The 13,449-nt window shown below is 36.2% G+C and carries 8 protein-coding genes; 7 read left to right on the top strand and 1 reads right to left on the bottom strand.

All coding sequences use genetic code 11. The features are described 5' to 3' along the window. The 4 genes from DKG80_RS14385 to DKG80_RS14370 all read left to right on the top strand — a co-directional run. On the top strand, positions 1-2,453 hold a 2,453-nt coding region (locus DKG80_RS14385; RefSeq protein ID WP_162555900.1), incomplete at its 5' end, for a T9SS type A sorting domain-containing protein. Positions 2,454-2,463: 10 nt separating this feature from the next. After that, positions 2,464-4,701: a LamG-like jellyroll fold domain-containing protein gene (locus DKG80_RS14380; protein WP_109832045.1), complete on the top strand. Its 2,238-nt coding sequence runs from the start codon at positions 2,464-2,466 to the stop codon at positions 4,699-4,701. A gap of 24 nt (positions 4,702-4,725) precedes the next feature. Next, complete coding sequence (locus tag DKG80_RS14375) at positions 4,726-5,655, top strand: PorP/SprF family type IX secretion system membrane protein (RefSeq protein WP_109832044.1); 930 nt, start codon at positions 4,726-4,728, stop codon at positions 5,653-5,655. Positions 5,656-5,657: 2 nt separating this feature from the next. Further along, positions 5,658-7,466, top strand: coding sequence for a carboxypeptidase-like regulatory domain-containing protein (locus tag DKG80_RS14370; RefSeq protein WP_109832043.1), 1,809 nt, complete (start codon positions 5,658-5,660; stop codon positions 7,464-7,466). 29 nt (positions 7,467-7,495) lie between these two features. On the opposite strand, the gene DKG80_RS14365 is transcribed toward DKG80_RS14370, so the two are convergent. Next, a complete protein-coding gene (locus tag DKG80_RS14365) occupies positions 7,496-8,332 on the bottom strand; it encodes a sialate O-acetylesterase (protein WP_109832042.1) in 837 nt (278 codons plus the stop codon). A gap of 615 nt (positions 8,333-8,947) precedes the next feature. On the opposite strand from DKG80_RS14365, the gene DKG80_RS14360 reads away from it, so the two are divergent. From DKG80_RS14360 to DKG80_RS14350, 3 genes are read left to right on the top strand one after another with little or no spacing between them, the layout of a single operon-like run. Next, positions 8,948-9,952 carry a glycoside hydrolase family 130 protein gene (locus DKG80_RS14360; protein WP_109832065.1) on the top strand — a complete coding sequence of 335 codons (1,005 nt, stop codon included), beginning with the start codon at positions 8,948-8,950 and terminating at the stop codon, positions 9,950-9,952. 39 nt (positions 9,953-9,991) lie between these two features. Beyond that, on the top strand, positions 9,992-11,533 hold the full coding sequence (locus DKG80_RS14355; protein ID WP_162555899.1) for a hypothetical protein: 1,542 nt from the start codon (positions 9,992-9,994) through the stop codon (positions 11,531-11,533). 17 nt (positions 11,534-11,550) lie between these two features. Continuing rightward, positions 11,551-13,134, top strand: a complete 1,584-nt coding sequence (locus tag DKG80_RS14350; RefSeq protein ID WP_109832040.1) for a sodium:solute symporter — start codon at positions 11,551-11,553, stop codon at positions 13,132-13,134. Positions 13,135-13,449 lie beyond the last annotated feature (315 nt).

Genomic DNA, 13,449 nt, shown 5'->3' with positions numbered 1-13,449 from the left:
ATAGCAGCACAGATTCAAGTCCATTAGCGTTCAAAGCCGGGACTTACAAAGTAGTAGTTACTCATCCTGAATCAGGCTGTACCGATAGCAAGACGATAGAAGTAGAATACGATGAGAGTAAGCCATCTGATATTGTTGTCAGTGTAAGCGGCGACTTGAGTTGTATAGTAGACGAAGTGACACTAAGTGCAAGTTCGACGACTTCCGGAGCGACGTATTCATGGGAAGGCCCAGAAGGTTATAGCAGCACAGATTCAAGTCCATTAGCGTTTAAAGCAGGGACTTACAAAGTAGTAGTTACTCATCCTGAATCAGGCTGTACCGATAGCAAGACGATAGAAGTAGGTGAAGACAAGAATGCACCAGATTTGACGATTGCAGAGGAAGTTTACCATACATGTATTACTGATGCATCTGGAGGATTAATATTGAGTCCAACGTCGACGATTGCAGATTTAACATATGAGTGGAAGGTGCCAGATGGACATGATTTATTCCTTGGTTCATTGGATGAACAAAATCTTAAAGTTAAGCTTTCTAGTTTGACAGGGACTTATGAAGTTACTGCGACCAATCCAAGTAATGGATGTAAGACTACAGAAACCGTAGAAGTGGAAGATGGTCTAACTAAACCAGACATTGTTTTATCAGTAAATGGAGATTTGACTTGTGTCACTGATGAAGTAACCCTAGGAGTGAGTTCGACAACCACTGGAGTCACGTATTCATGGACAGGTCCAGAAGGTTATAGCAGTACAGATTCAAGTCCATTAGCATTTAAAGCTGGTACTTACGAAGTAGTAGCTACTCATCCAGTCTCAGGTTGTACAGTTACTGAAGATATAAAAGTAGGTGAAGACAAAGACGGACCAGATTTGACGATTGCAGAGGAAGTTTACCATACATGTATTACTGATGCAGCTGGAGGGTTAATATTGAGTCCAACGTCAACGATTGCAGATTTGACATATGAGTGGAAGGTGCCAGATGGACATGATTTGTTCCTTGGTAAATTAGATGAGCAAAACCTTGAAGTTAAATTTTCTACATTGACAGGCACTTATGAAGTCACTGCGACCAATCCAAGTAATGGATGTAAGACTACAGAAACTGTTGAAGTTGAAAGTGACCTTGTAGGTCCAAATGTTGAATTATCAGTTGACGGACTAATAACTTGTTCAAACCAAGAATTGACCATTGATCTTACAACAGATTTAGGAGAGGAAGAGGTTTCATTTGCTTGGACTGGTCCTGGTGGATTTGAGACTAGTATTGAAGATCCAGAAGTTACAGAATCAGGTACATACAAGGTTAAGGTTACCAATTTATTGAACGGATGTAGCGTTGATCCAACAGTGACAGTTAGAGAAGATAAGATAGCTCCAGATGTTAATATCACAGGTGGAGGTACTATCACTTGTGTAGTAGATGAGGTGGGTGTGTCAGCATCATCGTCTGTAGTAGGTGTTTCTTATTCTTGGACGGGACCAGGAAGCTTCAGTTCTTCAAATTCTGATTTTACTACTAGTGAAAAAGGAACTTATGAGGTAACGATTCAGAATCCAACTAATGGCTGTACTAATAAAGATGATATTACAGTCGAGGAGGATAAAGCCATTCCAGATTTGGCTATTGAAGATGCAAATCATACTTGTTACACAGTTGAAGCTGGTGGCTTGGTATTGAGTCCCACGACAACGACTACAGATTTGACTTATGAGTGGACTATACCTGTGCCAGGGACTGAGTTCTTTCATTCTCCTTTGGATAAAAAAGATCTCACGATTACCCAATCCTTTATTGTAGGAGAATATAGTGTTAAAGCTACCAGTACAATAAATGGGTGTTCAAACTCTGTGAGTCTAGAAGTTGGAAATAACACTGCTAAACCTTCTTGTTTGATAGCAGAAAACGGTAACTTATTATCTGTTTCGGAGCTAAGTAATGGGGAATATACATGGACAATAGACAATTCAGATTGGTCAATTGATAGTGGGGCAGGTACATCTGAAATTACAATCTCTAGAGGTCCTGTAGGAAGTACAGCTCGAGTAATTGTTGAAATTCTCGATTTAGACAATGGTTGTAGCGAGAGTTGTTTCATTGATTTGACAAGCACAGCTTCTGTAGCGTCAAGGCTTGCAACTACATCAAAGAATTCTAATGTAGTAGTAAATGATGCGCCAGAAGAAGTACTAGAGCATGAAATGGTTCCGAATCCTTTTAGAGATAAAGGAAAAATAGTATTTGAGCCAGATCATGACTCGAAAGTTACTATCAAGCTTTTTGATTTGAACGGAAATGGTGTCGGCACAGTATTCGAAGAATATGTTCTTGAAGGACAGACTTATGAAGCTGAGATTGACACTCAAAATATGGATAGTGGTGTATATATATATTATATAATCACTGATAATCATGTTTACGATGGAAGGATTATGCTAGTAAAATGATAATGGTAAAATGTGTTCAAGAAAATTTAAGTTCGTTTTTGTAGTTGCGTTTTTGTCAGTCCCAATTATTGGGATTGCTCAACCTTCCGCGCCTACCGATTTTTGGGTGACTTCATCTGAAGGTCAGAATGAGCTTTTTTGGACACAAAACCCTTTAGTTGAAGGAGTAATAGAATATAAGGTTTATAGATCGGATGATAATGTCTCTTTTTCAGAGATAGCTGTAGTTCCAGATAGCCCTACTCCATCTTATCAGGATAAGGATGTATTGAATGGGCAGCAATATTATTATCATGTGACGGCATCAGATGGTACAGAAGGTGCAGCTTCTGTCGCAGATGTAGGTATGCCAGTATTCTATTATTCCAATTTTTTGGATTTAAAATCTGGAAGAAATGAATTGGCTATCAATAGCAGTGATGAGCTTCAGTTCCAACAAACTTCCTTTAGTATGTCATTTTGGGTGTACGTAGAGTCACTGCCAGGGGTGGAAGCAGTCTTGGTGACGAGGCACTTTGATAATGGAGGTAGTCCTATTGAGACCTTTAGTTTAAGGCTTAGTAATGCTGGCGAGTTGTATTTTCGTGAAGGTGTTTTCAATACATTTATGTTCTCTTCATCAGGAGCTATAACTGTAGGTGACTGGAATCATATAGGAGTTTCTTTTACAGCAACTAGTATGGTTGGGGGTAATGTGAATTTTTATGTAAATGGTGCTTTGGTTCCACTTGCTGCTGCTAGCCCAGGAATTATGTCAACTCTAAGAGATAGTCCAGGAGGGTCTATGATCATTGGAGATACTAGATTGGCTTTTACCGACCGGTTTTTAAACGGTAAAGTGGATGAATTGAGCATTTGGGATAAAGCTTTATCCGCTGTAGAAGTTCAAAGCCTAATGTGTACTCAATCTGTAGGTGATGAATCTGATTTAGTTGGACTTTGGCATTTCAACTCTACCGATGGGATAATTTATGATTATAGTAGCAATCAAAACAATGCTTTAGTTACAGGAACAGTAGAAATCGATAATTTCAGCCCTGAAGCTACAGATGATTTGATCACGATTTCTGAAGATAGTGAACCTATTATCATTGATTTACAAGACAATGATTTAAAATTTGGCACAGGAATACTCATTACTGAATTGCTATCTGGTTATCCTCAGAATGGAATAGTGAATTTGTACGATCAAGATAGTATTGACTATAAACCAGATCTCAATTTTTTTGGAAGAGATACGGTTCAATATGTTATTAATTCATTTGATTTTAAAAAGAATACTTGCCCTGACACCTTATTCGATCAGGGTTCAGTCATTATAGATGTTAATGCTGTTAATGACGCTCCGAATATTGTAGATGCGACTGGAAATAAACTAGATACAGTAAGAGTATCTATCAATGACAATGATGAAGTTAGTTATACGATTAATGCTAATGACATCGAGGGCGATAAATTTTCCATCGAACAAATTACTTCATTGACTGTCTTATCTTCTGCTACCTTTTCATTAAACGATCCAATCGAAGGCAGTTTCACATACTATCCAGACTTAAACTTCGAAGGCTTTGATAGTCTGAGAGTGGTAATTGCCGATACAGGTGTTCCTCCTATGAAGGATACAGTAGTTTATATTATTGATGTAAGTTTCAATGATGCTCCTGTTATATTAGATGAAATTGGTAATCCAATCGATACACTTAAACTGAGTAGTTTGGAGTTGGAATCTCTGGATATGTGTTTCGATATATCAGTTGATCAAACTAAGTTGATCGATGTGGTAATTAACAATCTTGCTACAAATCAAGATCAGACGTTTGATGCGATACCTGGAGATCAGTGTTTTTCTTATGACGTAGGCCCTTTTTTACAGCCGGAGGTATGGTTGAAAATGACTGCTTGTGATGCTGACGATATTACCCTATGTGATTCAGTATGGATACAGTTGGAAGTTATTGAAGATCTTATTTCTCAAGCCTTGTCTCCAAACGGCGATGCTATTGGAGATGAATGGTATATTCCAAAGGCGGAAGAATATCCTGATAACAAAGTCTCAATTTATGACCAATGGGGTGTTCTGGTTTATCAAGAAAGAGGATATAATAATCAGGATAAAGTCTGGCGTGGTCAATCCAATGCTGGTGTTCTTAATGGAAAAGGTATTTTGCCTAATGGCACTTATTTTTATTGGGTCGATTATGGAGGTGATAGAGGGAAAAAAAGTGGGTTCGTAGTCGTCAGAAAATAATATCAACCAGACCAATTTGAAGCTATGGAAAGAATAAGATCTTATGTATTAGGATTTGTCTTTTTGTTGATCGTCTGTACGACAGTCGAGGCTCAACACAATACAGTGTATTCCAACTATGTGTATAATAAGCTACTTATTAATCCAGCTTATGTAGGAAGTGAAAAATTCCTATCAGCCAGTATAGCTTTTAAGAAAAATTGGGTGGGGGTGGAAGGTTCGCCAGCTTCTAAACTTTTTTTATTTCATGCGCCTTTACGTGTTAAAAAAATCGCCCTAGGATTGATAGTTACTGATGATGAGTTTGGTGTAACCAACGAAACCAATATTCAGGCTGTTTACAGTTATAGGTTATATATGAGTAAACATGTTCTTTCCTTTGGTTTGCAACCAACTGCTACTTTTTACGCACAGAGGTTTTCTCAACTAAAAGGAGTTGACCCAAATGATCCAAATTTTCAAGGTCAGGATATTAATGATGTAGCTTTCAATTTGGGATTTGGAACTTACTTATATCATGAGAAATATTATGTAGGACTATCTATACCCCGAGCTGCTAGTAATCTTCTAGTACCTCAGGAGGATGAGGGAGTGAATGTGTATGAGCAGCAACGCTATTTTTTGTTACACAATGGATTTTTGTTAGATCTTAATCAGCGCTTGAAGTTTCAACCTAATGTATTTCTAAAATTCACTACTGATCTTCCATTGCAGATTGATTTAAATACAACATTGATCTTGGATGAAAAGATGCTTTTTGGACTTTCATTACAGCGATTCAATACTTTAGAGACCAATATAGGTTTTCAAATTAATAATCTATTGATGTTCAGTTATTCATATGGTTATGGTTTCGATATACCAAACGATATAAGCAATGGAGCTCATGAAGTAATGCTTAAGTATTCATTTAAGCGCTCTTCCAATAGATATATGTCAACCAGATATTTTTAGTTATGAACAATAGCAGACCTCTATTAATTTACCTAATAGTAATTTTCTATTTTCCTGTATTAGCACAGAATATACCATACAATGTAGCTGAAAAAGTAAGATTGGCTGATATTGAATATCGTAATAACAATTTTGAAGGAGCTATTAAACTTTATCAAAGCGCAATATCTAAAGTGGATAGTCTGTTTGATGTTCAGATCAAACTAGCGAGATGTTATCAGTATTCAGGACTTCCCGATAGTGCGATTGTACAGTATAGATCTGTTTTTAATAGTTTAAAAGAAAATAGTATTAGTGACTCATTGCTTTATGAGTTTGGACAAGCGCTAGTAGTAAGTAAGCAGTATGAGGAAGCCGCAAAATGGCTGAGCAAGAGCAAAGACTCTAGAGCAAAGAATTATCTAAAGACCATTTCTAATTTAGATCAGATAAATCAAGATTCAATATTCACCAACATAGTCAATTGGCGTATTAATACATCTGGCAGTGACTTCTCCCCAGCATATTTTAAAGAAGGTTTAATCTGGGTTTCAAATAAAAATAGTACTTCTTCTGACCCAAATGATTTTGATCTTTTTTATACAAAAGATATTAATCAAGAAGGAGAGCTAGAGCGATTTGCCAATAATATCAATTCTAAATTTGGAGAAGGATCAGCAGTATATTCTTCTCAGGGAGGCAAATTGTATTTTACTCGAGTAGAAAAGAAAAACAAGAAGTTGGAAGATGGCGAGAAAATTCATCAGCTAAGTATTTTTGAAATCTCAGATGAAGCTGGTGAATTTAAAAATCCAATACCTATAACACTTAATAGTGATGAATTTTCAATAGGACATCCTGCACTTAGCAAGAATGGAAATCAACTGTTCTTTGCATCAAATATGCCTGGAGGTTTTGGTGGTACCGATATTTATGAGTCTACTTATATAGATGATAAATGGTCAGAACCGAAAAATTTAGGAGCAAAAGTGAATACTTCGGGAAATGAATCATTTCCATTTTTATTGAACGACTCTACATTATATCTAGCATCAGATGGTCTTGGAGGTCTTGGAGGGTTAGATATTTTCAAGGTCAGTTTGGGTAATGAGATAGAGGTAAGTAATCTCGGCTATCCGATTAATACTGCATATGATGATTTTGGGTTTATCACAAAAAACAATGGTCGATCAGGATTCTTTTCTTCCAACCGGAGAGGAGGACAAGGAAGTGATGATATATATAAGTTTACCTACTTGAAGGTTCCGTTTTTCGCTGAAGTAAATGATCAACAAGGCAATCCAGTGCCTGATGTCAAAGTGAAAATAAATACGAATTATGGGAGGGATTTAGTCTCTCAAACAGACTCCTTAGGTAGATACGAGTTTCCAGTTAAAGTCGGGGAAAAGTACAAGCTGATTTTATCAAAAAAAGGATATCAATCAAAACAAATCTCTTTGAATCCGAAGGATACTTCTGAAGTATATGAAACTCAAGTATTGAGTCATGAAATACCAGTTATTGCTCGTAAACCAACAGATAAATTAGAATATAGAGTCCAGATTGGTGCAGCTTTAGAGCCAATGGATAAGCGGGATTTGGAACGAAGAGGGTATAAAGGCTCGTTAAAAATAGAAGCCTATCAGGAAGATAACTGGTATAAGTACGCGATTGGTAGTTTCGAAAATATAGAAGACGCTCTTAGATTAAAGTCCTCGTGTAATGTATCAGATGCTTTTATTGTTGTTTTTAATAAGAATACGAAAGTTGATACTGAGTTTTCCATGCTAGAAAGAATTAGAATCGAAAACGCAAATATTTCATCTAAGTAAGGCTTTACAAGTAAACCTTCGCGTATTCGTTATAGATCATAATCGTACTGAACCTTCAGGATTGTTTCTGCATATCTCTTGCCAAGTTCTCTAACTCCTTTAGAATTGAAGTGGACATTATCTTCTCTTACTGAACAATCTTTTGATTCAACAATATGAGCAGTTGGGATGTATTGAGGTAGTTTGTCTATTATCGGATTCATATGTGCACAAATCCCATCTTGATCTGCATGGACGAGTTTTCCTGCTATTAGCGGTGTTGATTTAGCCTTAAGATTGAGATCAGATAATAAATTTTTGTAGACCGTTTTTACATAAACAGGCCATTGTTCATCACCAGCGTTTGTTTCTCCCTGATGAAGAAGGAAACCCTTAATTATACCATCTTTCTGAGCTAGCTTACCCAAGTTAATGAGATGCTGATAAGGGTTATTCCCATAGTCTTGAATTTTTTTACGGAACCATTCTTCCTTATAACTATCATGGAAATCTTCATGAATCGCTTTATCAAATAATCGTATATCACTACCCCCAACGGCTACATTAATAATTCCAATAGTAATACTGTCAGGCAGATATTCAATCATAGTTTTTCCAAAATAGTCAGCAGGAGAAAGCCCTGTATAACATTGAGACAGTGGTGGAGTGGCTATTCTCCATTCGTTCTTAGTAAATCCATAATTTTCACAGTCTAGAGATTGAAGTACCTTGAAACGACTATTGGCCATTTTGTCCTGTTCTTCTATTTCAGCTGACCCTTCCATATTGGATTGTCCAAAACATAGATAGATATGAAAGTTCGGGTTTTGCGCAATAGTAGGATTAGTCAGCATAAGAAAGGATATGATTGGAAGTATGTATTTCATATTAGATGATATCTCAATGAGAATAGAAACAGTTAAGATTAAAACAATTTCATTATTCTATTATTAATCATTGTAATACAAATATGAGGTCTGCATATTATTGGAAATAATACTTTCATGTCAAGATGGGATACTTTGATTCATCAATTCATATAATATGGTTCAAAGTATTTGTGCCGTAAATCGTATTGATTGAATTTGGAGCAAGATAATATTCAGGTACATAGCAGTACTGTTATAGTTTTTTGATTACTGAAATGGATGTTAATTTTAGATCATTGACATATGAAATCCGATCTGAAAGCTCTGATGTTATTTAGACAGAAAATGATGATTTAATGAGTGACCCTATTCAAGAGTTGCATTCCTTTAATGTGACGCTATTACTTATCAATTAGTTAAATTATTAAACTGAAAGCATACAAGGAGTTAAATAGTTGAGTCTTCATGAATTAGTATGTTTTTTAGCTGAAATTCTATTTCAATCTTAAATCAACACTATTCTAATTCAATATAGTATTAGTTTTTAACATTTTGCTAATAGTTCTACCCAAGTACTGGAAATACTTTTGTTGAAGTGATAATGCCATGAATATGGTGATTAAAGATTTTGATATGAAGTTGATAAAAGACAAAAGCAATCCAATTCTAAGTCCAAATCCAGATAATGATTGGGAGTCTTTGGTAGTCTGCAATCCAGGAGCTTGGTATGAAGATGGCAGATTCTATTTACTATATAGAGCTGCAGGAAACGATATAGAACATAGAATACACCTTGGTCTTGCTATAAGTGAAGATGGTGTCAATTTTAAAAGAGTATCCGATAGCCCCGTACTTTCTCCAAGTGAAGATGGGCCAGATGCAGGATGTGTAGAGGATCCTAGAATCGTCAAATTCGATGATAAGTTTTACGTCACCTATGCTTATCGTGCATATGCTCCTGGTCAATATTGGAAGTTGGCTTATGACGAAGTTACCGAGCATAATTTAGGTCAAAATGCTCCTGTTGTATTGAGTAAGAATATAGGAAATACTGGACTTGCTGTATCTGAAGACTTGATGTCATTTAAGAAAGTAGGAAGGTTAACTAAGTCAAATCTTGATGATAGGGATGTTATCCTTTTTCCTGAGAAGGTAAACGGGAAGTTTGTACTACTTAGTAGGGCAAAACAATGGGTAGGAGAAGAATATGGAACAGAATATCCGGCGATTTGGATTACCTTCTCTGATGACATGATGGAGTGGGATTACTCTACTAGCAAACTATTGATTAAAGGAGAAGAGTCTTGGGAAAAGAAAATAGGAGGTTCTACACCACCACTACGGACTAAGGACGGGTGGTTGACATTATATCATGGTGTAGATGATAAGGATATTTATAGAGTAGGTGCGATCTTGCTTGATATCAATGATCCGACCAAAGTGATTGGTCGTACAACTGATTTTATCATGGAACCTGAATTTGATTATGAGACTGATGGGATATACAAAGGCTGTGTGTTTCCTACAGGAAATGTAATTGTAGATGGGGTGTTATATGTATATTATGGAGCTGCAGATCAGTATTGTGGTCTAGCGACTTGTCAGATAGATAATTTATTGAACTTTATTAAAAAGTAGATATTTAGTCAGGTTTGAAATCACAATAATTAGTTGAAGTTGAATAAATACATTTACATAATAGTTGTATTGTTGGTGCTTTCATGTGATCAAGTAACAACCAAATCACCGATGTTTATTATCCACAGTGATCAGATAATAGGTACTGATTTTATTGGGAATGGCGTACAATGGTCAGCATATCCTCATGCAGACTCTCCAGAAGCAGAATGGGGAGAATTAATGAATCAGGCTAAATGGGATACTGTTATGACTAGGTTAGACATCCAACGTCCACCTTTTATCCGTGTAATGGATCAAGCGGCATGGAGGTATTTTAAAGGTTATAACAAGGACGGTACTCCAATTTTGGATTTTGACACCCAAGAAATTAAGTCGCTTTTTAAAATATTAGATTATTGTCAGAAACGAAATATCACTGTAGTGTTTGGTGAATGGGGGGCACCCGATTATGATACTAAACCAAAACCTTCAAATCATATCAAAGGAGCAAACGATCCTCGTTGGATCAATATGATAGGTGAATATTTGAGCTTTATTATTATTGAAAAAAGATATACATGCATTAAGTATTATAATTTAGTCAATGAACCTAATGGAAATTGGGCGTCAACTAATGGGAATTATGAAGAATGGAAAGAAGGTGTCGTCATGTTACAAGCTGAACTTGTGAGAAGAGGGCTAGATCAATTCATTTCAATTTCCGGTCCAGGTACCGTTCCAGATTATGATAATCCGATTACAGAATATCACGATTGGATGTGGACTATCAATTCAATAGAAGATATTGATTCGATATTAAGTATTTATGAAGTACATGCCTATCTAAGTACAGAAGCTGTTAGGGATGGTAAAGCGGCCGAGTCTATTTTTTTGGATAGTATCATGGACGCAGTTAATACTTCTGGCAAACAGTTTTTTCTCGGTGAATTAGGAATGAAAGAACCTTGGGGATCTAAAAAGTATAAAGAAAATATTCGTAGAGTAAATTCAGATCCTTGTGCTGGTCCAGATTCCAATATGCGAGTTTATGACTTTGATTATGGAGTAGATATGGTAGATGCTGCCATTCAGATGATGAACTTTGGAGTAGATGGAATGATGGCTTGGGATGTAGATGATGCTATGCATACTTCAGGAGATACTGGAGATACATCCAAGCTCAAACGATGGGGGTTTTGGAATATACTTGGCTCTGAAATCTGTGGTAACTCAAAGGATGAAAGTATACGTCCATGGTTTTATTCATGGAGTTTAATGAGTAAGTATTTTCCTAAAGGGTCAACAATATTGAAATCGTCAAGTTATGACATTCCTTATGGAGTAAGGTTGGCAGCTGGAATGCAGGACGAGGATTATACAATTGCACTCGTTAATAACAGTGATTCGATTAGAAGTGTTTCATGGTCAATGCCAAATGTATCTGGTGACAGAATTGTACATCAATATAGATTTGAAGAGATAAAAGGCCAAGATTCTTATAATAAGGTTGAGACAATCGAAATAGACTTTGAAAGAGGTTGTCAGTTAGAATTAATACCTAAAAGTGTAGTGTTGATTACTACAATGCTATTACGATGAAAGACTAACAAAGAATTATGGAGAACATAGACTTTCATATAGTTGATTTGACAATCATTGTCCTGTATGTAATTGGAATAGTTTGGTGGGCATTGAAGAATGTTTCCAATAGTAGTTCAGAAGATTATTTCCTTGCTGGTAGAGGGATGAGTTGGCCTGTAGTAGGATTGTCACTCTTTGCAGCAGGAGTTTCAAGCTCTTCATTACTAGGCTGGTCTGGGGAAGCTTATGCAACAGGTCTTGCAGTATTTAATTTTCAATGGATTTCGGTATTAGTAATGGTATTTTTCGCTTGGTTTCTATTACCGATTTACCTTAAATCAGGTGTTTATACAATGCCTGAATTTTTAGAACGAAGGTTTGATAAAAGATCAAAGTACTATTTTTCTTTAATAACCATTATAAGTAATGTGTTTGCAGATGCGGCTGTTACTCTCTACGCAGGAGCTATGCTAGTACAATTGATATATCCTGAGGCAAGTATTCAAGTAATAGTAATGGTGATTGCATTAGTAGTTGCGGCTTATACTATTCCAGGGGGATTGAGTTCTGCTATTAATGCGGAATTGATACAGGCTATTATTTTGATAACGGGAGCTGTTTTCTTGACGGTCGCAGCTTATATGCAGATTGATAGTTGGGAGACCTTTTATAAGAATTTCGAAAATACATTGACATTACATATTGTAAGACCAATGGATGATCCAATTGTACCTTGGTTAGGAATGATAGTCGGTATACCTGTACTAGCGATGTACTTTTGGGGAAATAATCAAATGTTGGTTCAGAGAATACTCAGTGCTAAATCTATAGATCATGGACGCAAAGGGATGTTCTTGACAGGGATTTTAATGTTGTTGACACTGTACATTTTTATTTTTCCTGGAGTATGGGCGAGTTATCTATATCCAGGGTTGAAAAATCCAGATCAGGTATATCCAAAGCTAATTAAGGAATTGATGCCAATAGGTTTGGTAGGGGTGATAATAGCATCACTCATAGCTGCATTGGCGTCGTCTTTTAGTGCTGTAATCAATTCAGCCTCCACCATTTTTACAATGGACTTCTATAGCCGCATAGCAGAAGAAAACGATACTAAGAAACTAGTAAGAGTTGGACAAATAGCATCAGGAGTTATTGTGCTTGTCGCAGCACTCTGGGCTCCATATGTTGATCGGTTTGGTACTTTAGTGAAATACTATCAGTCTATGATTTCCTATGTTGCTCCACCTATTGTATGTGCTTTTATTCTTGGAGTGTTTTGGAAAAGAGCTACTGCAACAGGTGCATTTTCAGGTTTAATCAGTGGATTAGGTGTAGCAGTGCTTTTGTTATTTTTCAAAGACCAAACTTTTTTAGGAGGGTTACATTTTCTTTTAATGATACCGTTAATTGCGCTGATATCACTAGTGGTGATGGTAGCGGTAAGTATCTTAACACAACCTCATAAAGATTCTGAGATAAGAGAGCTGGTTTGGGACAAGACACTGTTCTATCAAGAGTCTAGACAGCTAAAACACGTCAAGTGGTATAATAATTATAGGATACTTTCCTTCATGGTAATAGTGGCGTGTTTCTTCTTTGCAATCATATACTGGTAGCATTAATGCCATATTCGTATTTAGGAGACCTAGTAATCAAAATTAGACTTTAGACTTATTCTAGAGTTTTAAATGTTTTGATCAGTATTGAGATACTTGAATCAATTGGCAATCAAAATAACTTTGATTTTAGTTCAATTTGCAATGGTCAATTCCTGAAGAATGATCAGTACCACTAAGTCACAGTAAATGAAGGCATAGCATTGTTTATTTATTAAAAGCTCAAATAAAACAATCGATAATTGGTATTTTAAAGTTTGAAATTGCCAATTGATACTTCTAAGATGAGTTCATGAAAGTGTTAGTTCTTGTTTA

The organism is Reichenbachiella versicolor, from assembly GCF_003171675.1.
Taxonomy (GTDB): Bacteria; Bacteroidota; Bacteroidia; order Cytophagales; family Cyclobacteriaceae; genus Reichenbachiella; species Reichenbachiella versicolor.
The sequence above is the reverse complement of the archived record's forward strand: the minus strand, read 5'-3'. Positions and strand labels throughout refer to the sequence as shown.

Excerpts from the sequence above, each read along its gene's own strand:
- DKG80_RS14360 (WP_109832065.1), top strand. The coding sequence starts at position 8,948 with ATGAAGTTGATAAAAGACAAAAGCAATCCAATTCTAAGTCCAAATCCA.
- DKG80_RS14365 (WP_109832042.1), bottom strand. The coding sequence starts at position 8,332 with ATGAAATACATACTTCCAATCATATCCTTTCTTATGCTGACTAATCCT.
- DKG80_RS14370 (WP_109832043.1), top strand. The coding sequence starts at position 5,658 with ATGAACAATAGCAGACCTCTATTAATTTACCTAATAGTAATTTTCTAT.
- DKG80_RS14350 (WP_109832040.1), top strand. The coding sequence starts at position 11,551 with ATGGAGAACATAGACTTTCATATAGTTGATTTGACAATCATTGTCCTG.
- DKG80_RS14380 (WP_109832045.1), top strand. The coding sequence starts at position 2,464 with ATGTGTTCAAGAAAATTTAAGTTCGTTTTTGTAGTTGCGTTTTTGTCA.
- DKG80_RS14375 (WP_109832044.1), top strand. The coding sequence starts at position 4,726 with ATGGAAAGAATAAGATCTTATGTATTAGGATTTGTCTTTTTGTTGATC.